Raw genomic sequence first — 23,861 nt, 5'->3', positions numbered from 1 at the left:
TTGGATAAACAGTTATGACGAATACAGCTCCTGTCGATAATCGCCGCGCCGATCTGGTGCGGGTGGCCGCGCGCCTGTTTCGCGAGCGCGGCTTCGACGGCACCACCACGCGCGATATCGCCGATGCCGTCGGCATGCGCTCCGGCAGTCCGTTCTATCACTTCAAGAGCAAGCAGGAGATCCTCGCCGCAGTGATGGAGGAGGGGCTGGTGGCGGGTCTGCCGGCCGCCGAAGACATCGTCGCCGGCAAGCTGCCGCCGCGCGTCAAGTTCCACGCGCTGGTGCGCGCCCACCTGGAGATCGTGCTGGGTGAAGGCCACGACTTCATCCCCGTGCTGCTGTACGACTGGCGCCGCCTCACGCCCGAGCTGCGCGAACGCGTGCAGGTGCTGCGCGACCGCTACGACCAGCTGTGGCAGGATGTGGTGAGCGAATTGTCAGCCGCCGGACTGCTGCGCAGCGACAGCGCGGTCGCCCGTTTGCTGCTGATGGGGGCCATCAACTACAGCGTGCTATGGTACAAACCGGGCCAGGGATCGGACCTGGACCAGATAGCGGAAGAGGCGGTCGCCATGTTTTTGGGGCCTGAGGCCTAGTATAATGAGCGGCACATACCGATTACAAAAGAGCACACAATGAAACAAGATCCGCGCTTTCCCAACCTGTTCATCACCGACCACCCGCTGATTCAACATAAACTGAGCCACATGCGCGCCAAGGATACGTCGACCCGTACCTTCCGCGACCTGCTCAAGGAAATCACGCTGTTGATGGGTTACGAAATCACCCGCGATCTGCCGCTGACCACCCGCACCATCGAAACCCCTCTGATGACCATCGATGCACCGGTCATCGCCGGCCGCAAACTGGCCATCGTTCCCATCCTGCGCGCCGGCATCGGCATGAGCGACGGACTGCTGGACCTGGTGCCGTCGGCACGCGTCGGCCACATCGGCGTGTTCCGTGATCCGGAAACCCACCAGCCGGTGGAATACCTGGTGCGCCTGCCGGACACTGTGGAACGCACCTTCATCCTGTGCGACCCGATGGTGGCGACCGGTAATTCGGCCGTGCACGCGGTCGACGTGCTGAAAAAGCGCGGCGTCACCGACGACCAGATCATCTTCCTGGCGCTGGTGGCCGCGCCGGAAGGCATAGCAGTGTTCCAGAAAGCGCATCCGGGCGTGAAGATCTACTGCGCCTCGCTCGATTCGCACCTGAACGACCACGCTTACATCGTGCCAGGCCTGGGCGATGCCGGCGACCGCATCTTCGGCACCAAGTAATTCAACGGACCCACGCGATGGCTACCCCAGTCGATCCCGATTTCCGCGCCCGCCTGGCGGCGTTGAATGAGAAATTCGCCGCCACCGTGCCGGTGACGATGGAAAAGATCGGCCAGGCGCTGGCCGCGTGCAAGGCTGCGCCGGGCGATTTGCCGCCGGAAGCCGATCTGCACCAGTTGCATGAACTGCTGCACGGTGTTGCGGGCTCGGCCGGCACCTTCGGTTTCGGCATGCTGGGGCAGCAGGCACGGCGCATCGAACACATGGTGCGCGGCGTTCTGGCCGAGCATACAGGCTGGCCGGCGGTGATTCCGGAGGTCGAACAGCTGCTGAAATGGGCCGCCCGTGACGCGCAAGCAACAACTTACGAATAAGTGTGCGCTTGATCCAGCTCAAGTCCGTTACTATTAAGTTGTCTATAGTGACACACACGCCCTAGTGGACGAGGGAGTTGAGCTACGGAAAGTCCTGTGTTTGCGGTGGTTTCTACCAAAAAATATCTGGCTTTGCATTTATTTTCGCGAAAACGTGCTTTTCTCTCGTAAATGGGTATAATGCGGGATCGTTTAGATTCAAGAGTAGTGCAGTTTGTCTGTCATTTCTTTCTTGCCTCAAACGATATCACGGGCGCAAGCCCAACTTAACTGAAATAGGAATTGTAATGGCAACTGGTATCGTAAAATGGTTCAATGATTCGAAGGGCTTCGGCTTTATCACCCCGGACGAAGGCGGCGAAGATCTGTTCGCTCACTTCTCGGCGATTCAGTCCGCAGGCTTCAAGTCGCTGCAAGAGAACCAACGCGTTTCTTTTGAAGTGACCGCTGGTCCTAAGGGCAAGCAAGCTTCGAACATTCAGCCACTGTAATACGCTGAATCAAACGAAATAAAGAAATCCTCGGTACCCGAGGATTTTTTTTCGCCCGCGTTTTTGTGCGGACTGTTAAATCGACATTATTTCCCGCCGCTATTTCCAGGATTTGCGCCAATAATCCGGCTGCGCGTAGGTGTGCCGCAGGAAGTCCACGAACGCCCGTATCCGCAGCGGCAGGTGGCGGCGCTGCGCGAACACCGCGTAGATATCGTTGCCTGGCGCCGAATGCTCGTTGAGCACGGTCTGCAGCTTGCCCGCTTCGATCTCATTGCCCACTTCCCACATCGAGCGCCACGCCAGGCCTTTGCCGGCCAGCGCCCAGTCGTGCAGCACCTGGCCGTCGTTGCTGCCCATGTTGCCGCTGACTTTCATCACCACATTCTTGCCGTTGTCGCGGAAGGTCCAGCCGCGCTGGCTGCCTTCGCTGCTGATCGCCAGGCAGTTGTGCTTGGCCAGGTCGGCCAGCGTTTTCGGTTCGCCGTAGCGTTTGAGGTAGGAGGGCGCGGCCACCACCACGCGTTCGTTGTCGGCCAGCTTGACGCTGACCAGGTTGGAGTCCGACAGGCTGGCGATGCGGATCGCCACGTCGATGCCTTCGCCGACAATGTCGACCACGCGGTCGCTCATGTTCAGCGTGACGCTGACATCGCGGTGCTCGGCCAGGAAGGACGGGATCAGCGGCGCCACGTGCTGGCGTCCGAAGCCGGCCGGCGCCGAGATCATCAGGTGACCGGTGGCGTGCGCGCTGCGTTCGGCGACGGCGGTTTCGGCTTCCTCCAGCTCGGCCAGGATGCGCTGGCAGTCTTCCAGAAAGGCCGCACCCTCGTTGGTCAACGCCAGTTTGCGCGTTGTGCGTTGCAAAAGTTTGACACCCAAACGGCTTTCCAGCGCATCCAGACGACGGCCTATCATGGCCGGGGCGATGCCCTCGGCACGCGCGGCAGCCGACAGGCTGCCCTTGGAAACCACCTCTACAAAGGTGGAAATCTGCCTGAATTGACCCATGAGCCTGCTGTCCCCGTCACTTGTGATAAAAACGCATAGATGATGTGATTTTTAGTCTTGTTTGCATAACTTATTAGTGAATATACTGTAAAACATATCGAGGCGTAACTGAGCCTGCACACTAAAAGAATCAACGTGCAACAAGAAGGCCAGTGCTTATAATTTGATCTTGTAGTTAATATTTTCTTTCGGAGATAGCACATGACGCAGTCCACCATCACTCTGCCGGCAGGCATGGAAATCACGGGCGAGATCAAGCCTGGTTACGCAAATATCCTGACCACCGAGGCACTGTCGCTGGTGGTCAAGCTGACGCGCGAATTTGAATCGCGCCGCCAACAATTGCTGGCCGTGCGCGTCGAGCGCGCCAAGCGCCTGGACGCGGGCGAGCGTCCCGACTTCCTGGCTGAGACCGCGCACATCCGCGCCGGCGACTGGAAGATCGCACCGATTCCGAAGGCGCTGGAATGCCGCCGCGTGGAAATCACCGGTCCGGTCGAGCGCAAGATGGTCATCAACGCCTTCAACTCGGGCGCCGACAGCTACATGACCGACTTCGAAGATTCGAACACGCCGAACTGGGATAACCAGATCACCGGCCAGATCAATATGTTCGACGCTGTGCGCCGCACCATTTCGCTGGAACAGAACGGCAAGTCCTACAAGCTGAACGACAAGATCGCCACGCTGGTGGTGCGCCCACGCGGCTGGCACCTGGACGAGAAGCACGTGCTGGTCGACGGCAAGCGCATCTCTGGCGGCATCTTCGACTTCGCGCTGTTCATGTTCCACAACGCCAAAGAGCAACTGGCGCGCGGCGCCGGCCCTTACTTCTACCTGCCGAAGATGGAATCGCATCTGGAAGCGCGCCTGTGGAACGACATCTTCGTGATGACGCAAAACGAACTGGGCCTGCCACAAGGCACGATCAAGGCCACCGTGCTGATCGAAACCATCCTGGCCGCCTTCGAGATGGACGAAATCCTGTACGAACTGCGCGAGCACAGCTCGGGCCTGAACGCCGGCCGCTGGGACTACATCTTCTCGTGCATCAAGAAATTCAAGCTGGACAAGGATTTCTGCCTGGCCGACCGCGCCAAGGTGACGATGACCGCGCCGTTCATGCGCGCCTACGCCTTGCTGCTGTTGAAGACCTGCCACAAGCGCAACGCGCCGGCGATCGGCGGCATGGCCGCGCTGATTCCGATCAAGAACGATCCGGAGAAAAACGAAGTCGCCATGGGCGGCGTGCGCAACGACAAGGCGCGCGACGCCACCGACGGCTACGACGGTGGCTGGGTTGCCCACCCGGGCCTGGTGGAACTGGCAATGACCGAGTTCACCAAGGTGTTGGGCGACAAACCTAACCAGATCGACAAGCAACGTCCGGACATCGACGTGACCGCCGCGCAACTGCTGGACTTCAAGCCGGAAGCGCCGATCACCGAAGCCGGCCTGCGTTACAACATCAACGTCGGCATCCACTACCTGGGCAGCTGGCTGGCTGGCAACGGTTGCGTGCCTATCCACAATCTGATGGAAGATGCGGCGACGGCGGAAATCAGCCGCTCGCAAGTGTGGCAGTGGATCCGCTCGGACAAGGGCGTGCTGGAAGACGGCCGCAAAGTGACCGCCGACATGGTGCGCGCAATGATCAAGGAAGAACTGGTCAAGGTGCAGCGCGATGCGCCAGGCGGCGACGGCCCGACCTACGTCCGCGCAGGCCACATCTTTGAAGAGATGTCGACCTCGACCGAGTTCGCAGAGTTCCTGACCCTGCCGCTGTACGAAGAGATCTAAAAGCAAACGGCCCGCAAGGGCCGTTTTTCATTAGAAGTCATTTTTCCACAAGCGCAGCGCGGTGAAGGTGGCCAGCGGCGTATCGACGCGGTCCAGCCGTCCGGCGCTGACCAATTGTTCGGCGATGGCCGTTTCGCGGTAGCGCAGGAAGGGATTGGTCGCTTTTTCCACGCCTATCGTGCTCGGCACCGTCGGTATGTTGTGCTCGCGCTTGTCGGTCTCCGTCTTCACCCTTTCCTGCAGCGCCAGATTATCCGGATCCACCACGCGCGCGAAGCGCAGGTTGGATAGCGTATATTCGTGGGCGCAGTAGATCTTGGTATCATCGGGAAGCGCGGCCAGTTTGCCCAGGGAGCTGATCATCTGCGCCGGCGTGCCTTCGAACAAGCGTCCGCAGCCGCCGGCGAACAGCGTGTCGCCGCAGAACAGCCAGGTCGGTTCGTCGTCGGACGGTTCGCGCACGTAGGCGATGTGGCCCATGGTGTGGCCGGGCACGTCCAGCACCGACAGCCGCAGCGCCAGGCCGGGCACGTCGATCTGCTTGCCTTCGCCGACGGGCAGGGTGATGGCAGCGATGCTCTCGTTGCGCGGACCGAAAACGGGAACCTGATAATGCTGTAATAATTCAGGAACGCCGCCAATATGGTCAGCATGGTGATGGGTGAGTAGAATGGCGGTGAGCTTGAGCCCGTTCGCCTTGAGTGCCGCCAGGATGGCTTTGGCGTCACCGGGGTCGACTGCGACGGCGTGGCTGCCGTCATGAATCAGCCACAGATAGTTGTCGTGGAACGCGGGAACCGTCAGAACACTAAGAGCTTGAGTAGAAGAATTGGTCATTGGATCGCAAAAGGCTGGGCATGGACAAGGCAGGATCTGAGAAATCCATTATAGCGCTGGAAGGCTGGCTGCAAACGCCCGCCGGTGTGTACTTGCGTGAGTGGGAACAAACCTGTCTCGATAATTTAACAGCCGATATCTTCGGATACAACGCGGTGCAGATCGGCATGCCTCAAATCGATGCACTGGCCGCGAGCCGCATGCCGTACAAGCTGCTGGCCGACCGCAAGGTGCGCCCGGGCTCGGCCGTCGATGCCGGGCTGCGTCCGGTCTCGCTGACGCTCGATTACACCGAGCTGCCGTTCGCTTCGCAATCAATCGATCTTGTGGTGTTGCCGCACGTGCTGGAATTTTCCACCGATCCGCACCAGGTGTTGCGCGAAGTGGAGAGGGTGCTGATCCCGGAAGGCCAGCTGATCATCTGCGGCTTCAACCCGGCCAGCCTGTGGGGCGCGCGCCATGTGCTGCGGCGCGTCGGCGGCACTTCCTTCCTGCCGCGCACGGAGGAGTTGATCTCTATGCCGCGCATGAAAGACTGGTTAAAATTATTGAATATGGGCGCCAGCCAGAGTCATTTCGGCTGCTACGCGCCAGCCTGCCGCACGGAAAAGTGGCTGCATCGCTACGCATTCATGGATAATGCCGGCTCGCGCTGGTGGCCGTATTTCGGCGGCGTCTACATCGTGCAAGCGATCAAGCGCGTGAAAGGCATGCATTTGATCGGTCCGGCTTGGACCAAAAAAACGGCGTCGGCCCCCGCGGTCGTCCCGGCAACAAATAAAAGGCGGGAACAGCAGGATGGATAAGGTAGAGATTTTTACGGATGGCGCATGCAAGGGCAATCCCGGCCTCGGCGGCTGGGGCGCATTCCTGGTGGCTGAAGGCGCCGAAAAGGAAATTTGCGGCGGTACGCGCGACACCACCAACAACCGCATGGAATTGCAGGCGGTGATCGAGGCGCTGAACGCGCTCAAGCGTCCCTGCATGGTGACGCTGCACACCGACAGCCAGTACGTGCAAAAAGGCATCAGCGAATGGATACACGGCTGGAAGGCGCGCGGCTGGAAGACCGCCGCCAAGGAGCCGGTCAAGAACGAAGACCTGTGGCGCGCGCTGGACGCCGCCCAGGCCATGCACACCGTCGAATGGCGCTGGGTGCGCGGCCACAACGGCCATCCGGGCAACGAGCGGGCCGACATGCTGGCCAACCGCGGCGTCGAGCTGGCCCGCAGCCGTTGACCGTACGCAGCCTGTTATACTTGACGATCAGATTCATCACGGAACACTATGCGCCAAATCGTACTCGATACTGAAACCACCGGTATCAACCCCAAGCTGGGCAACCGCATCCTGGAGATCGGCTGCGTCGAGCTGCACAACCGCATGCTGACGGGGAATAATCTCCACTTCTACATCAACCCGGAGCGCGAATCGGAAGAGGGCGCGCTGAACGTCCACGGCCTGACCACCGAGTTCTTGAGCGACAAGCCGAAGTTCCGCGAGATCGTCGAGCAGCTGCGCGAGTACATCCAGGGCGCCGAAGTCATCATCCACAATGCGCCGTTCGATCTGGGCTTTTTGAATCACGAGTTCAAGCTGTTGAACTTGCCGGACTTCAGCAGCCACATCGGCGGCGTCATCGACACGCTGGTGCAGGCCAAGGAACTCCACCCGGGCAAGCGCAACTCGCTCGATGCCTTGTGCGACCGCTATGGCGTGTCGAACTCGCACCGCAAGCTGCACGGCGCGCTGCTCGATGCCGAGCTGCTGGCCGACGTCTACCTGGCGATGACGCGCGGGCAGAACAGCCTGGGCATGGACGCGGAAGAGGAAGTGGTGGCCGGCGCGGAGCTGCTGGAGCCGGTGCCGCTGGCCGACATCATCTTCATGCCGGCATCGGAAGACGAGCTGGCGGCGCACGCCGCCACGCTGGCCGGGCTGGACAAGGCGGTCAAGGGCCAGTGCATCTGGACCGCGACCACGGCGCCGCCGGCCGCCGGCTGACAATTTTCATTGCGGGTCTTCCCTAGTCGGGACGATGTGTGCGATAATTCGCCCCGCTTCGGGAGGTTAGCTCAGGGGTAGAGCACTGCATTCACACTGCAGGGGTCGCAAGTTCGAAACTTGCACTTCCCACCAAGAATACGTTTGATATCAAAGGCTTACATCGTTTAGATGTAGGCCTTTTTTGTTTTGGGCCCTACCAGCGCATGGTCGGAATAAAATCCGCAAACGCGCGCAGCGGCGCCGGCAGATAGCGCCGGCCGGGATAGTACAGCGAGGGACCGTTAAAGGATGGCCACCAGCGCTCCAGCACCGGTTCCAGTTCACCGCGCTCCATATAGGGCTTCAGCCAGTCTTCAAACAGGTACACCAGGCCGCTGCCGGCCAACGCCGCATCCACCTTCAAGTCGGCGCCAGCGCCCAGGCTGACGATCAGCGGACCGGCCGGTTTGATGACGACTTTCTTGCCTTTGTGCTCGAATTCCCAATCCGGCATGGTACCGCTGGAAAAGCGCCCGCGCAGGCAAGTATGTCTCAGCAGGTCTTCCGGCCGCTTGGGCAGGCCGTGCTGTCGCAGATAGCCAGGGGACGCTGCCAGCGCAAAACGTTGTCGGCGCGGTCCAATCGGAATCGCCACCATATCCAGCTCCATGTGTTCTTCGTAGCGGACGCCGGCATCGCAGCCGGAGCGCTGCAGATCGACAAAGCTGTCATCGACGATGATCTCCAGACAGATGTCCGGATACGCGGCGATAAACGGCGGAATGATGCGCGGCAGGATCAGTTTCGATACGCTGAGCGGCACGTTGAGCCGCAGCCTGCCAGCCGGGCGGTCGCGAAAACCGTTCACCACATCCAGCGCGGATTCGACCGCGCCCAGCGCCGGCATCAGTTGCTCCAGCAAGCGCTGGCCGGCGTCGGTGGTGGCCACGCTGCGGGTGGTGCGGTTCAGCAGGCGCACGCCAAGGCCTGCCTCCAGCCGTCGCACCGCTTCGCTCAGTTGTGACGCGCTATTGCCCGTCATGCGCGCGGCGCCGCGAAAACCGCCGTGTTTGGCGACCGCGACGAAGGCGCCGATATCCTGCAGATCAGCCATCGGTGATTGTCCTGTATTTGGCACAAGTTGTGCCATTGCGATGTATTGTCGCACAAAGTTTTCGCGCCTAGACTGTGCTCGTCAACCCATCCTTCAGGAGCACATTTTGAACACCTTCCAACTTGGCGATCTGGCTGTCAACCGCATGGGCTATGGCGCCATGCAGCTCTCGGGCCCGCACGTCTTCGGCCCACCCAAGAACCGCGAGGAAGCGCTGGCCGTGCTGAGGGAGCTTGCTGCGCTGGGCATCAATCACATCGACACCAGCGATTTCTACGGCCCCCATGTCACCAACGAGTTGATCCGCGAAGCGCTGCATCCGTACGCGGACGATCTGGTGATCGTCACCAAGATCGGCGCTTCGCGCGGCGCCGGCGCTTCCTGGCAGCCGGCCCAATCGCCGAAGGCGCTGGAAGCAGCAGTGCATGACAATTTGCGCAACCTCGGTTTGGAACGACTTGATGTGGTGAACATGCGTCTCATGTTTGACGTCATGGGTCCGGCGGAAGGCGACATTGAAGCCCACATCACTGCACTGGCGGAACTGCAGCATCGCGGCCTGATACGCCATATTGGCGTGAGCAACGCGACCGCGCAGCAAGTGAGGCAGGCGCGCGGCATCGCCCCGATTGTCTGTGTGCAGAATCAATACAACCTGGTTCACCGCCACGACGACGCACTGATCGACGAGCTGGCAAAAGATGGTATCGCCTACGTGCCGTTTTTCCCGCTTGGTGGATTCTCGCCGCTGCAATCGGCTATCCTGTCCGAGGTCGCCGCGCAGCTGGGCGCCACGCCCATGCAGATAGCGCTGGCCTGGCTGCTGCAACGTTCGCCGAATATCCTGCTGATTCCCGGCACCTCATCTGTTGCCCACCTGCGTCAAAATGCCGCCGCTGCCGATCTGATACTGCCGCCGGAAGCAGTCCGTAAGCTGAATGGCATCATCACGTCGGCATAACTGCCGGCGGCCAGCAAGCCCATCATAGTTCTATCGCCGGTTATCGCAGGCTACTCTTATTTGGCCGATAGTTGAAGGTCAGGCCATGAATCAGCGCCCGACATAGGGCATCGTCGCGGTAGCCGTGACCGTGACCGCGGGGAAGCCGAGCAGGTTCAGGCTAATTCCCGGCAACACGTCGTCGGCGACGTATATCTGTATGGCGACATTCACCGAACTGGGCGTGAAAAAACCACTGCATATCATGCCGCCGCACAGTATCGTAACAACGGGGGCATAGGGCCCCGAACTCATCAGCGATCCCATTTCCTCGGTGATGATGGCCCTGGCCAGCGTCATGTGGTCGCCGATCCTGGCCGGGTTCTGCACATCCATCGCCGAGACTGACGAGAGGTAGCGCGCCGCGTCATGGGATGCCTTGCACGCGGTCTGATAGGCGAGCAGAACCTGGCCGAAGAACAGCGTGCAGGCGATCAGGATGAAAAAGGTCGGCATGACGAGGGCGAGCTCGACCGCGGCAATGCCGCTGGATCGGTGGCGCCGTGGCAGCGGCCGATTCGGGACCGAAGCTGATTTTCCCATTGGATATCCCTCCAATTGCTTTCCGAGAGACATCCTAGCCGCGGCAGCAATTAGTGAGGTTGATTCACGACAACTTTTAAGCGCGCCGGGACTATGGCGAGCCGCCATGCTCGTCGCTGAGCGCGGTGGCGATGTGACGGTTGATGGCGCCGCTGGCTTTCATCCTGGACAATATTTCCGTCAGGCGCGGCGCCAGGGCCGCATGCCGCTTGTGCAGGTAGATGTACACCGGCGTGTCCTGCACCAGGCCGGCGTTGTAGACTTGGGCGTAGCGGCTCTGCAATCGGTCCAGCTGCAGCTGCACGTTTTCCTCAAGATCGATAAAGACATCTGTGCGGCCCAACGCCACATTCTGCAGGCCGATCTTGCTGTCGACCACCGATGAAATTTGCTGGAGCGGCAGGATTTGTTCCAGCCGTGCCTTGAAAGTGCTGTATCCGCTACGGTATTCCACGCGATAGGGCGTACCTTTCAGGTTATCCCAACCGGTGATGCGCAAACCTGGAATCCGCGCAAAAGCAGCCACCCGGAAGGAGATCAGCGATTGCTCCACCCGTATCAGGTGGGGATGGGTATCGAGGTAGGTGTAGGCCCGGCCGACCTCGCCATCGACATTGCCGGCCTCCGCTTCGAGGGCGCCGCGCAAGGGCGGATACAGTCGCACTTCGACATCCATATTCAACTGTTGGAAGGCTTCCGAGCAGATCAGCGACAGCACGTGGGCTGCGTAAGTGGCTTCCTTGGGGTAGGGGTGGGCGAGCAATATGGTGTCGCGCGCAGTGGCTGTGGTCCCGTGCATCAGGGCAGCGCACAGTAGCAGGCAGGCGGCAGATCTCACGGTCGACCCCAGGGAGTAGAATTGGATGAGTAACTTGTTTTATTGTACTCCTCAGGAAAGAGCTATCGCGCTTGAAGACCTTCATTTTTGCCGGTCTGTTTGGGCAAGATGTACGCCGACGGCCAGGGCACGGCCAGGCCGCCGAACTAGGCCACGCCGGGGCGAAGTCGCGGCTGGAAGACCGCCGGCTTGGGGATTTTTGATCTGCATCATGGATTTCGGGGCGTCATCCGCCCATAGTCTGTGCTGGCGGCGCGTTCCGTGTCCGCTTGAACCACAGGGAGGACATGATGGACAATACCGGCTGGACCCCGGACATGGCGCTGGGCATACCGCTGTTCGACGAAGCGCACGAGGCGCTGGCCGAGCAGATCAAACTGCTGACACACTGCAAGGACGAGGACTTCGCCACCGGCCTGGCCCAACTGATCGATTGCCTGGAGGACGATTTCCGCCACGAGGAAACGCTGATGGAGGCGATCGACTATCCAGCCCTGCGCAGCCATCGCGAGCAGCACGCCCGCGTGCTGGCCACCTTGCATCAACTGGAAATGGGTGACATCAAGAGCGGCAGGGCTGCGGTAGGCCTGGTGCTGCCGTGGTTCCACGCCCACCTGGCCACGGCCGACACCGCGCTCGCCATCGCCCTGCAAATGAGCGGCATCGAGGCCGATGCCTGAACAGATCGGCCGTGCTTAAGGATGATGCACGGCGCGGCGGCCCAGCACTACGTGCAGTACGAACAGCAGCGCGGCGGCCAGTCCGATCACCCAATGCACCGACGACCATGCCGGCCGGTCGCTCTCGCCGGCCAGGTAGTACAGGCCGAAGCCGCTGGCGGTCAGCGCCAGCATGGCGGCGATCATGCCCCAGCCGGTGCGCAGATTGCGTCCGGCCTTGAGCGCGCGGCGGATATGCGCGTTCATCAGGCTGCCGATGAAGAACAGCATCGCCATCGCGGCGGCGCCATGCAGCTTCATGGACCACGGCTCCAATGGATTGATGGTTTCGCCGAACTGGCCGACCGGCCGGAAGAAGTAGCGCGCCAGCAGCCAGGCGGCGCCGCTCAGCAGCAGGGCCGCGAAGCTGGCGTAGATGCAGCGCCGGTGCCAGCGTTCGACGCGCAGGTTGATGTGGGGACGGTGACGGTGTGTGTGCATCGCTCAGATTATAAACGCTGAGGCCTGCAATCCGGCCAGCGCCGCGTGGTGCGCATCGCCGCTGGCCAGCACCACCTTGGTCAGCGCATCGGCGTTTGCACAGCGCGGCGCGCGCACGGAAGCGCTGGTCGCCATCACCAGCGGCTCGCCGCTGCGGCCGTCCACCAGCGCGCTGATTGGCCGACCCTCATGACTGCGGGCCGAGAAGTAGGCGGCCGATGTGGCCAGTGCTTCGTTGCGCAGTTCCAGCTGCGCGCCGCTGCGCCGAGGCTCCAGCGGGTCGCGTACAGCGACCGGCCAGGTTCGCTCACCGAAGCAGCGCAGATCGCCGCCCGCGTTGACGCAGCCGGCAACGACGCCCGCCCGCTGCAAGGCTTCCACCGCCAGATCGACCGCATAGCCTTTGGCGATGCCGCCCACATCCACCCAGCCCGCCGCCAGCTTGCGGACCTGGTGGCCCTGCTCGCAGCGGTACACGGCCAGCGCCGGTTGATAGGAGGGGATGTTTGCATTGTCCGGCTGCGGCAGGCATCGCCAGTCCACCAGCTTCGGAGCGCAGGCGATGTTGAACAAGCCGTGTGACAGCTCGCCGATCTGCCCTGCCAGCTGCAGCACCTGCCAGGTATGCGGATGCACGTCCAGCAGCTCACGGGCCGCCGCGCGGTTCAGGCGGGAGATGTCGCTGGCGGCGTCGTGAAAACTCATCAGCCGGTGCACCAGCGCGATGTCGTCGAAGGCCAGCGACACTGCCTGCGGATCGCCGTCCGCCGTGATATCGACCAGGGTGCCCAGCCAGGGCTGGGCGCGGCGCATCATTTTTTCAGCGCCACCTGGGCGACGGCGGCAATGCGCCGCACGCCGTCGGTCAGGTGGGTGCAGGAGAGGGTGGCGCCGCTGATGTTGGCGATGCCATCGCCCACCGTCAGGCCGCCCGTCTGCGCGGACTTGCCGGTGAACTGGCGGCGCCACGCGGGCAGGCGCACTTCGCCGCCGTGGCTTTCGCGGTAGGTCAGGATCTCGATCTGGCGCACGGTGGCGTCGGGATTGAGGCCGACCGCATACGAGATCAGCTCGAACTTGCCGATCACGTCGTCGAGCACCATGAAGCCCAGCAGCTTGTCGCCGTTGTAGGCGCCGACCACGCGCCAGTTGACCGAGCGCGCGGCCAGGCCGGCCAGCTTTTCCACCTGCTGCATCTGCGGCAGCGACAACGCCACGTCCTGCGGACGGAACGCGGTCGCCTCCGGGAAGATCAGCTTCTGCGCCTGCTCCGCGTTCAGGTACTGCGCCGAGAACGCGGGCGCGCAGATGGCGCAGGCGGCCAGCGGTATCCAGTGCTGGTAGCGCATCTTAGTACGAGAAGCCCAGGCCCAGGTTCAGGCGGTCGCGAGACTTGTCTTCCTTGAACTTCTGGTAATCGGCCTTCAGCACCACGCCTTCGCCTACCTTCAGGTTGGCGCCGACGGTGGTGACTTTTTCGTCAGGCGACGCTGCCACGCCCAAGCCCTGCGGCACGGCGGCATAGCTCTTCGCGGTGTTGAACTGCTCGTAGCGCACGAATGGGCTCAGCGTGTAGTCGCCCACTTCCAGCAGGCGGTACGCGGCCTGGGTGTACCAGCCGGCGAAGCTCTTCGGTACCGGCGTCGGGTTGCCGACCAGCGTTTCGTTGAGCGCTTCGGTGTTGCTGATCTGGCCGCGCGCGTACAGCGCCGACAGATCCCAGCGGCCCGGCGTGTAGCGGGTGTGCAAGTCGTACATGGTGATGCGTGCATCGTTGGCGGTGAAGCCGTCGGCCTTGTGGCCAGCCTTGCCGGTGAAGATGGAGCCGCCCACCAGCAGGCCCGGTACGCCGCGCCAGTTCAGCGCCGCGTGCACGCTCAGGTCGCGCGACTTGGCCTGCTGGCCTTCCTGGTGGATGGAGCCCAGCGGCGATTCGCGGCCGTCGCTGCCGGCGGCGTCCCATTTGCCCAGATCGAAACCGGTGGTGATGCCGGTGTCCCAGGTCAGGCCGCCGGCGGTGTCGCCGGACAGGCTCACACCCACTTCACGCCAGGTCGACGGGATGATCGCCGTTTCGACGAAGTTGCGCTCGACGCCGTAGTAGGCGGTCGGTTCGTGGTTGGCGTTCAGCAGGCCCATGGGAATCAGGTACAGGCCGACCTTGCTGCGCAAGCCGTTGCCGAATTCGCGTTCGACATACAGCTGTTCGACTTCGCTCTCGCCCTTGTCGTCGGCGGAGACGATGGCGTGTTCCCATTCGAATTCGGCGACCACTTTGGTCTTGGGATCGAAGCGGTGTTCGATGCCGATCACGGCGCGGCGTACATCGGCCTGCGCGCCGCTGGCGTTCTTGGTCGGACGGTTGTAATTGACTTCGCCGTAGCCGCCGAAGATGGTGGACGGTCCTGCTGCGGCCAGCGTGGTCTCGGCGGCCGGCGCCGAGGCGCGTGCAGCGACTGGTGCAGGCGCAGGCGCGGCAGCGGCGATGGCTTGCTGGCGCTGTTCGACGGCTTCGGTTTTCTTGACGCTGGCCTTCAGTTCAGCCTTCAGCTGTTCCAGTTCCGCGGCCATCTTTTCGATACGGGCCATCAGTTCAGCCTCGCCTGCGGTGGCGGCGAAAGGCGCGCTGAGGAAGGCGGCGGCGAGGGCGGTGGCGATCAGGTGTTTGTTCATGTTCATATCTCTGCTATTAAGCTCTGCGATTAAGGGTTGGTTTTGTAGCCGTCGGTCAGCGTGCCGAGGAATTTCACGACATCGTCGATCTCGCTGGGCGACAGCGCCGGCGCCATGCCGGGCTGGCGGTTGTAAGGAACTTCGGTGGTGTTGACGTTCTTGCGGTACTCCGGCGGCAGGTCGTTAAACTTCTGCACCACGCCGTCGGCGCCGGTCGGGTACCACTCTTCGGGATTGGTATCGCGCCGCACGTAGAAGGCCACTACGTCCTTCAGGTTGTCGAAGGCGCCGTTGTGGAAGAAGGTCTGGCGCGTGGCCACGTTGCGCAGGGTCGGCACTTTGAAGGCGCCGCACAGGTCCGCACGCGCTGCCAGGTCGGTGCGGTCCGGGCCGCACACGCCGAGGTCGAAGTAAGTTGGATCGGCGGTCGCCGCCAGCTTCTTGTTGCGCGGCAGGCCGAGATTGTCGAAGGTGAAGTCGGTGAACAGCGGCGGCGCACCGTCGGCGCCGCGCGCGCTGGTGTGGCAGCCGATGCAATTGCCTTTGGCCGGGTCGTTGAACAGCGCCAGGCCGCGCAACTCCTGGTCGGACAGCTTGACTTTACCAGCCAGGAATTGGTCGTACTTGGAATCGAACGGATGGAAATCCGGATCTTCCAGCTGGTATTTTTGCAACGCGAAGGTGATGCGGCTGAAGGCCTGCTCGGCGTTGTCCAGGATGCCGGCGCCGAACAGCGCGCGGAACTTCTCGACGTAGGCGGCTTTTTTCAGCTTGTCGACCACGCTCTGCTTGTTGGCGTTGTCCATTTCGTGCGGCGCCAGGAACGGGCGCTCGGCTTGTTCCGCCAGGCTTTGTGCGCGGCCGTCGCGATTGAAGCCGCCGGTCGGCGTGCCATCCTTGGCGAAGAAGAAGGCCGGGTTCTGGTTCAGGTAGCGCAGCGACGGCGCTGCGCGGAAGCCCTGCACGTCGCCGGTGGCGCCGCCCAGCTGGGCGGCCAGATTGTTGGTCGGTCCGTGGGCGTTGCTCGGATCGTGGCAGGTCGCGCAGGACTGCTTGCCGGAGGCGGACAGCGACTGGTCTTTGAAGATCAACTCGCCCAGCTGGGCGGCCTGGCTCAGTTCCGCCTGGGCGGGCGGTGTTGGTGTCGGCGTTGGAGACGGCGCGGAGGAACCGCCGCCGCTGCACGCCGCCAGGGTGGCCAGCAGCAGGGCTGCGGGGACGAGGGCGGTGCGGGAAAATTGTGTACGCATTGCGGATTTAATCGGTGAATGTAAATGATAGCAATTCGCATTATCGCCGATAGGTTACTTTTATGCCAATTTATGTGCGGCATTTGTGGTTTATCCGTCAGCCTGGCCGATAGTGTGACGTTCACCTGCATTCATGATGCCGTCACATTTGATTCATACACTTGCCGGTTTTTACACCTCGCAAACTGGAAAGTCCTATGAAGAACTCGCAGCAGCAGTTGATCCTGGCGGCACTGGCCCTGATGTCCGGCGCCGCGCACGCGCAAACCGCCACGCCTTCCATCGACGACGTCCCCGTGTCGAATACGGCGCTCGATTCCGAGGCGATCAAAAGCCGCGTAGTGATCACCGGCTCCAACGCCGTCAACCGCGCGCCGGTGCAGGCTTCCTTGCAGGCGACCCAGCCGCAGTCCATCATCACCGCGACCTTCATCGAGCAGGCCGTGACGCCGCTGGCGGACTTCAACGCCGTGGCGCGCATCGCGCCCAGCGTCGGCGCGGGCTTGTCGGCCAACGGTCCAGGCCTGGGCGAATCGAAGGTCTCGCTGCGCGGCTTCCAGGACGGCGAGTACAACGTCACCTACGACGGCATCCCGTTCGGCGACACCAACAACCCCACCCACCATTCGACGTCCTACTTCCCGGCCCGCATCATCGGCGGCATGGTGATCGAGCGTGGCCCGGGCAACGCCAGCAATCTGGGGCAGGCCACGTTCGGCGGTTCGATCAACCTGTTCTCCAAAGAGCTGGCGACCGAATTCCGCTTTTCGCCGTATGCCACCTACGGTTCCTGGAACACCAAGATCCTCGGCGCGGAAGTCGACTCCGGCCAGCTGGAGCAGTTCGGCGACGCGCGCATGATGTTCAACGCCTCGCGCCTGACCAGCGACGGCTACCAGACCTACAGCAGCGTCAAGGAAGACAACTACCAGTTCAAGTTCCAGAAGCCGCTGGGCAAGGACACCATGCTGACGGTGTTCTCGACCTATAACAAGATCCACAGCTTCGTGCCGGACAAGGCCGGCGTCACGCTGGCCCAGGTCGCGCTGTACGGCAAGAACTACTCGCTGAACAACGACAGGACCAGCCAGAACTACTTCGGCTACAACTACAACGACAAGCGCACCGACTTCGAATACATCCGCCTGCAATCGAACCTGGACGGCGGCTGGGCGATCGACAACACGCTCTACACCTACGCCTACGACAACAACACCTTCTCCGGCCAGGACGCCAGCGGCGCCACCGCCAACGGCACCAAGTCCGGCGCGGCAGGCAACAAGAACGTCCCGGGCTACAACAAGCTCAATTCCTATCGCGTCAACGGCGACATCTTCAAACTGACCAAGCGCCTGGATGTAGGCCTGCTGCGCACCGGCGTCTGGCTCGAAAGCTCGGACACCGAGCGCCACACCTTCGATCTGGACTGGACGCTGAACGTGCCGAACCCGAAAGAAGCGACCGCGCCGAAGGACGTTTCGTACAACCAGAACTCGTCGTGGAAGCAGTATCAGCCCTTCATCGAATTCGAATGGGCGGTGGCGCCGCAGTGGACTGTGACGCCGGGCGTCAAGTACGTCAACTTCAAGCGCTCGCTGGACGCCGTGGTCAACCAGGGCACGCGCATCCCGACCACGGCCGACCAGACCTACACCACCACCTTGCCGTTCCTGACCGCGAACCATGCGATCAACAAGGAATGGTCGGCCTACGCCCAGGTGGCGCGCGGCTTCCTGGTGCCGGACCTGTCGATGTTCTACGTGAATAACCCGAACCTCAGCACGCCGAAGCCGCAGACGTCCACCAACTACCAGCTGGGCACCGTGCACCAGTCGGGCAACCTGACCTTCGATGCGGACGTCTACTACATCGACTTCAACAACAAGATCGCTTCGACCGGCACCGGCAATGACCTGGTCTACTACAACCAGGGCGGCGTGGTTTACAAAGGCATCGAAGGCGCGGCCACGTGGTACGTGGGCAGCGGCTTCTCGCTGCATGCCAACGGCTCGGTCAACAAGGCCGAGGCCAAGGACACCGGCCTGCAGATCGCCAAGGTGCCTAAATCGACCGCCGCACTGGGCCTGCTGTACAAGGACCATGGCCTGTATGGCTCGCTGATCGCCAAGTCCAACGGCAGCCAGTACGCCAAGGACGGCGAACCGGCCGCCTACCAGATCGGTGCCTACACGGTGACCGACTTCACGGCCGGCTACCGCTGGCGTGTGGGCGGCGGCATCGTCAAGGTGATCAAGGCGCAGGTGGGCGTCAACAACATCTTCAACAAGCAGGATGTGACGTCGATCGCGGCCAACAGCAAGGGCGTGGCGTTCGACCAGTACACCTTCATTCCAGCGCGCAGCTGGACCGTGTCGCTCAATGCCGACTTCTAAGGAGCGGCGCATGCGCATATCGACGATGCTGCGCCATGCCGCTTGCGGCGCGGTGCTGGTGTTGAGCCAGGGCGCCGCGCAGGCGGCGTCCGATCCGGTGGTGATGTCGTTCGCCACCGTCGGCGATTCGCGCGCCGATCCGGCCACCGCCGAAACGGCGCAGGACAAGGTCTACCTGCAAAACACGCGGGCGTTGTCGCGCATCCTGCGCGAGATCCAGGCCGCGCGGCCGAAGGCGCTGTTCTTCAACGGCGACATGATCATGGGCTATACGGCCGACAAGGCCGTGATAGGCCGCCAGTACGCCTACTGGCGCGGCATGACGGCGGGCCTGATGGAAAGCGGCACCTACGTGGTGCCGGTGACGGGCAACCATGAAATGCAGTTCAAGGACAAAGACGCCGCCGGCAAAACCACCAAGATCGCGCGCCTCGAAAACGAGGAGCTGTGGCGCGAAAGCATGGGCGATCTGATACTGGACACGGCGCGCTGGAAGGCCGTCACCGGCATCGAGGCGACCGCCTTCGACGCCAGCAACGCGCCGCCCGTCGATGGGCCGGACGGCAACCGCACCAGCCAGTCGCAGTTGACTTACTCCTTCGATGCCGGCGGCAGCCACTTCGCCGTGATCGACACCGACCCTGTCGGCAACGACGGCCACGGCCCGGCGCACTGGCTGGCGGAGGACTTCAGGCAGGCCAAGGCGCGCGGCGCCAAACGCTTCTTCGTGTTCGGCCACAAGCCGGCCTACACCTACTACTTCAAGGACAGTGTGGAGCGGGACGGCATGGACATCTACCCGGACAACGTCAAGGCCTTCTGGAAGGTGATGGAGGAATACGGCGGCGCCTACTTCTGCGGCCACCAGCACATCTTCAACGCCCAGCAGCCCACGCGCACCGAAGGCGGCAAGGCATGGCAGGTGATGGTGGGCTCCGGCGGCTCGCCGTTCAGCGCCAAACCGGGCGATAGCCGCAATCCGCAGGATAGGGTGTATGCTTGGGCGCTGGTGCGAGTGCACGCAAGCGGCAAGGTGCGCATCGAGGTGTACGGCTTCGATGAGCACTACGGCAAAACTCAACGATTAAAAACTATCCAATTCTGAACATGAAAAAAACACTATCGGCACTACTGTCGCTGGCCTTGACTGCCGGCGCCGCCGGCGCTGCGGACTACGCGGTGCGCCAGCAATGGCCGCTGGACGGCGCCGGCCGCTGGGACTACCTCGATATCGACACCGCGCATCAGCGCCTGTTCATCACGCGCGGCGACCGTTTGCAGGCGCTGGAGCTGGCGTCGGGCAAGGTGGCCGGGGAGGTCGGCGGCTTGCGACGCGCGCACGGCGTAGCGTTCGCGCCCAAGCTGGGCGTGGGCTTCGTCACCAGCGGCGATGCCGATAGCGTGGTGGTGTTCGACCTGGAGAGCCTGAAAACCAGGAGCGAAGTGCGCGTCTCCGGCAAGAACCCCGACGCCGTGCTGTACGAAGAGGACAGCGGCAAGCTGTACACCTTCAACGGAAAAAGCGCCGACGTGTCGGTGTTCGACGCCGCCACGATGGCGCCCAAGGCCACCATCGCCGTCAAAGGCAAGCCGGAATTCGCCGTCAGCGATGGCCGCCGCATCTACGTCAACATCGAGGACAAGAACCAGATCGCCGTGATCGACATCGCCACCGACAAGCTGGTCGCGCAATGGCCGCTGGCCGGTTGCGACGAGCCGACCGGCCTGGCGCTGGATGCCGCGCACAAGCGCCTGTTCTCGGTATGCGGCAACGGCGTGCTGGCCGTCACCGACGCGGCCAGCGGCAAGGCCGTGGCGCGGGCCGCCATCGGCAAGGGCGCGGATGCGGTGGTGTTCGACGCCGCCAGCGCCACGGTGTTCTCGTCCAACGGCGAGGGTACGCTGACGCTGATACGCCAGACCGACGCGGATCACTATGCGACGCCAGTCACCGTCAAGACTTTCAAGGGCGCGCGCACCATGGCGATGGACCATGCCAACGGCAAGCTTTATCTTCCGACGCTGGTGGAGCAGCGTTTCACGGTATTGGTGACGACGCCGTAGCGGCGCGCTACAATGGGCTGATCGTAGCCACCACCGCCCGCCGGCGGGCAAATTGTGCTTCGCATTTCAACCAGCAAGTCTGTGCTTTGCGCGTTGCTGTCCATGCTCTGGACAGCTGGCGCAGGTGTGGCCGCGACTGAGATCCGTACGTCGGCGCAGCACGGCACCGAGCCAAAATTCCAGGCCGACGCCAACTCCGGCCGCGTGGTGGGCATCTGCATCGACATCATGCGCGCCGTCGAGCGGCTGGATCCCGGCCTGAAATTCACCGGCGACCAGGTCTGGCAGCCTTTACCCCGCATCTATTCCGCCATGGACCGTGGCATGCAGGATGCGTCCTGCGGCCTGTCGCACTCGCCGGAGCGGGATAAAAAATACCAGTTCGTCGGCCCGCCGCTGTTCAGCATCCGCTACTACCTGGTCGCGCGCAGCGATGATGCGGCGACGATCAACAACTGGGACGACCTGCGCAATCTGGGCAAGGACAGCGTGGTGCTGGCCAACCGTGGCTTTGCCGGGGCGACGATACTGGAAAGCCTGGGCGGTATCCAGGTCGATGCCGGCGCCACCGATCCCAAACTGAATCTGCAAAAGCTGCTGGCGCATCGGGGCCGCTTCTTCTTCCACCGCTCGCCGGGTTTGCAGGCGGTGCTGGAGCGTTCCGGCGTGGTCGGCAAAGTCAAGATCCTGCCGACGGTGATGACCACCAGCCAGCTGTATTTTGTGATGGGCCGGCAGGTCGCCCCGGCGCTGGTCGAACGGCTGCGCACGACCTTGCAGGCACTGGAGAAAAGCGGAGAGCTGGAGCGTATCGCTAAGTCCTGGGAGTAGCGGGCTGCAGCCCCGCGATCAGCGCCAGCAGGGCTTCGACATCGACCGGCTTGACGAAGTAGTGGTCGAAGCCTGCGGCGTCGGCCAGGTCGCGGTCCTCGCGGCGGCCGTAGCCTGTCACCGCCACCAGCGTGGCGTGGGCCGTTTGCGGCAGGGCGCGCAGGCCGCGCGCCAGCTCGTTGCCGCTGATGTCGGGCAGGCCGATATCGAGCAGGCACAGTTCCGGCGCCGAGCGCTGCGCGATCTCCAATGCGTCCAGCGCGGTGTGCGCGACCAGCACTTCATGGCCGGACGCATCGAGCAGCAGCTGCAGCGTTTGCGCGGCATCGACGTTATCGTCCACCACCAGCACGCGCAGTTTGGCGCCGCCGGTGGCCGCCGGCCCCGCCGGGAAGGATGGTTTCTGGCCCGGCCCGCCGGGCAGGGTGATGGTGAAGGTGCTGCCCTGGTGTTCGCCGGCGCTGTCGGCGGCGATGGTGCCGCCATGCAGCTCCACCAGCGACTTGACCAATGCCAGCCCCAGTCCCAGCCCGCCCTGCGAACGGTCGGGATTACGGTCCGCCTGTGCGAACAATTCAAACACGCGGCTGCGCAGTTCCGGCGCCATGCCGATGCCGGAATCGCTGACCACCAGCCGCACCAGGCCCGCTTCGCCGTGCACCGACAGCTTGATGATGCCGCCCACCGGTGTGTACTTGGCGGCGTTGTTGAGCACATTGACCAGCACCTGCACCAGCCGTTTGTGGTCGCCCGCGACCTGCTGCGGCACCTCGGGCAGCGTCAGTTCGAAGCGGTGCTGCTTGGTGTGGAATAGCGGCTCCGCCTGTTCGACGGCGTCGGCGACGACATCGGCCACGTTCAGCGGCACGCGCGTCAGCGTCACCAGCCCGCGCGTGACGCGCGATACGTCGAGCAGGTCGTCGACCAGCCGCGTCATGTGCGTCACCTGGCGCACGATGATGCCGGCGGTGCGCGACACCACCGCCTCGGTGGCGTGGCCGCTTTGCAGCAGCTGGGCGCCGGCGCTGATCGGCGCCAGCGGATTGCGCAACTCGTGCGCCAGCATCGCCAGGAACTCGTCCTTGCGCTGGTCGGCCAGGCGCAGCTGGCGCTCGGCGTTCAGGTGCTGCTGTTCTTTTTCCTGCAGCGCCTCGGCCATCGCGTCCAGCGCCCGCGCCAGTTCGCTGATTTCCTCGTTGCCGTAGCTGATGCCGCTGCGCGCGCCCAGCGTGCCGGAGGCGATGCGGTTGGCCGTGGCGGCCAGGCGCTTGACCCGGCGCAGCACCAGCACGTCGCCGACGAACCAGGCAGCCAGCATTGCCAGCAGCAGCGTGACGGCCAGCGCCGTCATGTCCATCAACTGGTCGCGGCGGGCGACGGCGGTGATGTCGTCGACCGGAATGCCGATGGTGACGGTGTAGTCGGACAAGCCGTTGTTGCCGACGCGGGCGAAGCGGTGCAGCCGTTCGATGCCGTCCGGCCCTGTCAGCAGCACCGGCTTGCCCGGTTCGCCGGCCATGGCGGCGCGCATCTCCGGCCACACCTGCTTGCCGAACCACTGCTCCGGATTGGGCTTGCGCGAGATGATCTTGCCTTCGGAATCGGCGGTCAGCAGCAGCGAGCCTGGCGGCAGCTTGATGTCGGCCACGAAGCGATCGAGCTTGGTCAGGTCCAGCGCCGCGAACACCACGGCCTTGACCTGCTGGTCGTCGTCCAGCAGCGGGTAGGTGAGGTTGACGGTGTGCTTCTGGATCACGCGGCCGAACACGTAGCCGCCGGCGACGAAGCGGCGCAGGTGCACGGCGCGGCGGAAGTGCGAACGGTCGGCCAGGTTGACCGGCGCCGACGCCGGTATGGCGCTGCAGGTGACGTCGCCGTTCAGCTGTATCAGTCCGAGGTTGGCGTAGTCGGGATTCTGGCGCTGGATGTTGGCCAGCAGGCGGCTGCAATGGGCCTGGTCGCCGGTGAGGTCGGGAATGCTGGCCAGGTCGCGCAGGATCTGGCGCGCGCCTTCGATCGATTGCGCTTCGTTGGCGGCGGCCAGGTTGGTCAGGCGTTGCAGGTTCTCTTCCGCCACCTCGACCGCGTGTTCGCGTTCGCGCACGCCGCTGACCAGCGTCATCACCGCGATCGGCGCGATCGCCAGCGCCACCAGCAGGATCAGGCGGCTGCGCAGGCTGTTGAGTTGGAAGAGAAGGAAGGCCATGTTG

25 protein-coding genes and 1 tRNA gene are annotated in these 23,861 nt (G+C 63.1%); 15 read left to right on the top strand and 11 right to left on the bottom strand.

What is annotated here, in order from left to right:
• Positions 1 to 14 precede the first annotated feature (14 nt).
• The 4 genes from GEV01_RS04240 to GEV01_RS04225 all read left to right on the top strand — a co-directional run bounded on the left by GEV01_RS04240 (position 15) and on the right by GEV01_RS04225 (position 2,151).
• The gene (locus tag GEV01_RS04240) at positions 15 to 596 is read left to right on the top strand and encodes a TetR/AcrR family transcriptional regulator (RefSeq protein WP_152801928.1); all 582 of its coding nucleotides are present in this window, start codon (positions 15 to 17) and stop codon (positions 594 to 596) included.
• 39 nt (positions 597 to 635) lie between these two features.
• Entirely contained in the window at positions 636 to 1,286 is a 651-nt protein-coding gene (upp, locus tag GEV01_RS04235; protein ID WP_008448161.1) for a uracil phosphoribosyltransferase, read from the top strand.
• A 17-nt stretch (positions 1,287 to 1,303) separates the two neighbouring features.
• A complete protein-coding gene (locus tag GEV01_RS04230; RefSeq protein WP_152801927.1) occupies positions 1,304 to 1,660 on the top strand; it encodes an Hpt domain-containing protein in 357 nt (118 codons plus the stop codon).
• Positions 1,661 to 1,947: 287 nt separating this feature from the next.
• Positions 1,948 to 2,151: a cold-shock protein gene (locus GEV01_RS04225; RefSeq protein WP_008448165.1), complete on the top strand. Its 204-nt coding sequence runs from the start codon at positions 1,948 to 1,950 to the stop codon at positions 2,149 to 2,151.
• A 99-nt stretch (positions 2,152 to 2,250) separates the two neighbouring features.
• Here the strand turns inward: GEV01_RS04225 and GEV01_RS04220 are convergent, their stop codons facing one another.
• Complete coding sequence (locus GEV01_RS04220) at positions 2,251 to 3,162, bottom strand: LysR family transcriptional regulator (protein ID WP_152801925.1); 912 nt, start codon at positions 3,160 to 3,162, stop codon at positions 2,251 to 2,253.
• A gap of 201 nt (positions 3,163 to 3,363) precedes the next feature.
• Here GEV01_RS04220 and aceB point away from each other — a divergent pair, with 201 nt between their 5' ends.
• On the top strand, positions 3,364 to 4,962 hold the full coding sequence (gene aceB / locus GEV01_RS04215; RefSeq protein WP_152801924.1) for a malate synthase A: 1,599 nt from the start codon (positions 3,364 to 3,366) through the stop codon (positions 4,960 to 4,962).
• Positions 4,963 to 4,992: 30 nt separating this feature from the next.
• Here aceB and gloB read toward each other — a convergent pair whose 3' ends face one another.
• Positions 4,993 to 5,799: a hydroxyacylglutathione hydrolase gene (gene gloB, locus GEV01_RS04210; RefSeq protein WP_152801922.1), complete on the bottom strand. Its 807-nt coding sequence runs from the start codon at positions 5,797 to 5,799 to the stop codon at positions 4,993 to 4,995.
• 20 nt (positions 5,800 to 5,819) lie between these two features.
• On the opposite strand from gloB, the gene GEV01_RS04205 reads away from it, so the two are divergent.
• The 4 genes from GEV01_RS04205 (at position 5,820) to GEV01_RS04190 (ending at position 7,938) form a co-directional block, all read left to right on the top strand.
• A complete protein-coding gene (locus tag GEV01_RS04205) occupies positions 5,820 to 6,605 on the top strand; it encodes a class I SAM-dependent methyltransferase (RefSeq protein ID WP_008448174.1) in 786 nt (261 codons plus the stop codon).
• Positions 6,598 to 7,038, top strand: a complete 441-nt coding sequence (rnhA, locus tag GEV01_RS04200) for a ribonuclease HI (protein ID WP_008448176.1) — start codon at positions 6,598 to 6,600, stop codon at positions 7,036 to 7,038. Before GEV01_RS04205 ends, rnhA begins: the two co-directional genes overlap by 8 nt.
• A gap of 48 nt (positions 7,039 to 7,086) precedes the next feature.
• Positions 7,087 to 7,803: a DNA polymerase III subunit epsilon gene (dnaQ, locus tag GEV01_RS04195; RefSeq protein ID WP_152801920.1), complete on the top strand. Its 717-nt coding sequence runs from the start codon at positions 7,087 to 7,089 to the stop codon at positions 7,801 to 7,803.
• A gap of 60 nt (positions 7,804 to 7,863) precedes the next feature.
• Positions 7,864 to 7,938 (top strand) — tRNA-Val (locus GEV01_RS04190).
• Between the two features lie 61 nt (positions 7,939 to 7,999).
• Here GEV01_RS04190 and GEV01_RS04185 read toward each other — a convergent pair.
• Entirely contained in the window at positions 8,000 to 8,899 is a 900-nt protein-coding gene (locus tag GEV01_RS04185) for a LysR family transcriptional regulator (protein ID WP_152801918.1), read from the bottom strand.
• 106 nt (positions 8,900 to 9,005) lie between these two features.
• Between GEV01_RS04185 and GEV01_RS04180 the strand changes: the two genes are divergently transcribed.
• Positions 9,006 to 9,860, top strand: a complete 855-nt coding sequence (locus tag GEV01_RS04180; protein WP_152801916.1) for an aldo/keto reductase family oxidoreductase — start codon at positions 9,006 to 9,008, stop codon at positions 9,858 to 9,860.
• 90 nt (positions 9,861 to 9,950) lie between these two features.
• Here the strand turns inward: GEV01_RS04180 and GEV01_RS04175 are convergent, their stop codons facing one another.
• Together GEV01_RS04175 and GEV01_RS04170 are read right to left on the bottom strand one after the other, a co-directional pair.
• Positions 9,951 to 10,442: a TadE family protein gene (locus tag GEV01_RS04175; RefSeq protein WP_175022912.1), complete on the bottom strand. Its 492-nt coding sequence runs from the start codon at positions 10,440 to 10,442 to the stop codon at positions 9,951 to 9,953.
• A gap of 91 nt (positions 10,443 to 10,533) precedes the next feature.
• Entirely contained in the window at positions 10,534 to 11,241 is a 708-nt protein-coding gene (locus tag GEV01_RS04170) for a substrate-binding periplasmic protein (RefSeq protein ID WP_152801912.1), read from the bottom strand.
• Between the two features lie 326 nt (positions 11,242 to 11,567).
• Between GEV01_RS04170 and GEV01_RS04165 the strand changes: the two genes are divergently transcribed.
• Positions 11,568 to 11,960 (top strand): bacteriohemerythrin, encoded by a 393-nt coding sequence (locus tag GEV01_RS04165; protein WP_235914208.1) that lies wholly within the window; start codon positions 11,568 to 11,570, stop codon positions 11,958 to 11,960.
• Between the two features lie 15 nt (positions 11,961 to 11,975).
• Here GEV01_RS04165 and GEV01_RS04160 read toward each other — a convergent pair whose 3' ends face one another.
• Genes GEV01_RS04160 through GEV01_RS04140 form a run of 5 tightly spaced genes read right to left on the bottom strand, consistent with a single transcriptional unit; the run spans position 11,976 to position 16,363 of the window.
• Positions 11,976 to 12,440, bottom strand: coding sequence for a DUF4405 domain-containing protein (locus GEV01_RS04160; RefSeq protein WP_152801911.1), 465 nt, complete (start codon positions 12,438 to 12,440; stop codon positions 11,976 to 11,978).
• Between the two features lie 3 nt (positions 12,441 to 12,443).
• Positions 12,444 to 13,256 carry an FAD:protein FMN transferase gene (locus tag GEV01_RS04155; protein ID WP_152801910.1) on the bottom strand — a complete coding sequence of 271 codons (813 nt, stop codon included), beginning with the start codon at positions 13,254 to 13,256 and terminating at the stop codon, positions 12,444 to 12,446.
• Positions 13,253 to 13,789, bottom strand: a complete 537-nt coding sequence (locus tag GEV01_RS04150; protein ID WP_152801909.1) for an FMN-binding protein — start codon at positions 13,787 to 13,789, stop codon at positions 13,253 to 13,255. The genes GEV01_RS04155 and GEV01_RS04150 overlap by 4 nt, the downstream gene beginning before the upstream one ends.
• A gap of 1 nt (position 13,790) precedes the next feature.
• On the bottom strand, positions 13,791 to 15,119 hold the full coding sequence (locus tag GEV01_RS04145) for a hypothetical protein (RefSeq protein ID WP_235914201.1): 1,329 nt from the start codon (positions 15,117 to 15,119) through the stop codon (positions 13,791 to 13,793).
• Between the two features lie 23 nt (positions 15,120 to 15,142).
• Entirely contained in the window at positions 15,143 to 16,363 is a 1,221-nt protein-coding gene (locus GEV01_RS04140; RefSeq protein WP_152801907.1) for a cytochrome-c peroxidase, read from the bottom strand.
• A gap of 197 nt (positions 16,364 to 16,560) precedes the next feature.
• Between GEV01_RS04140 and GEV01_RS04135 the strand changes: the two genes are divergently transcribed.
• The 4 genes from GEV01_RS04135 to GEV01_RS04120 all read left to right on the top strand — a co-directional run bounded on the left by GEV01_RS04135 (position 16,561) and on the right by GEV01_RS04120 (position 21,651).
• A complete protein-coding gene (locus GEV01_RS04135; RefSeq protein WP_152801906.1) occupies positions 16,561 to 18,756 on the top strand; it encodes a TonB-dependent receptor in 2,196 nt (731 codons plus the stop codon).
• Positions 18,757 to 18,766: 10 nt separating this feature from the next.
• The gene (locus tag GEV01_RS04130; protein WP_175022910.1) at positions 18,767 to 19,861 is read left to right on the top strand and encodes a metallophosphoesterase family protein; all 1,095 of its coding nucleotides are present in this window, start codon (positions 18,767 to 18,769) and stop codon (positions 19,859 to 19,861) included.
• A gap of 2 nt (positions 19,862 to 19,863) precedes the next feature.
• A complete protein-coding gene (locus tag GEV01_RS04125) occupies positions 19,864 to 20,820 on the top strand; it encodes a YncE family protein (protein ID WP_152801902.1) in 957 nt (318 codons plus the stop codon).
• A 102-nt stretch (positions 20,821 to 20,922) separates the two neighbouring features.
• Positions 20,923 to 21,651, top strand: coding sequence for a substrate-binding periplasmic protein (locus GEV01_RS04120; RefSeq protein WP_152801900.1), 729 nt, complete (start codon positions 20,923 to 20,925; stop codon positions 21,649 to 21,651).
• On the opposite strand, the gene GEV01_RS04115 is transcribed toward GEV01_RS04120, so the two are convergent.
• Positions 21,635 to 23,857, bottom strand: a complete 2,223-nt coding sequence (locus tag GEV01_RS04115) for a hybrid sensor histidine kinase/response regulator (RefSeq protein ID WP_152801898.1) — start codon at positions 23,855 to 23,857, stop codon at positions 21,635 to 21,637. The genes GEV01_RS04120 and GEV01_RS04115 overlap by 17 nt on opposite strands.
• Between the last annotated feature and the right edge of the window lie 4 nt (positions 23,858 to 23,861).

It is taken from the genome of Rugamonas rivuli (assembly GCF_009380165.1).
GTDB classification, from domain to species: Bacteria; Pseudomonadota; Gammaproteobacteria; order Burkholderiales; family Burkholderiaceae_D; genus Rugamonas; species Rugamonas rivuli.
The sequence above is the reverse complement of the archived record's forward strand: the minus strand, read 5'-3'. Positions and strand labels throughout refer to the sequence as shown.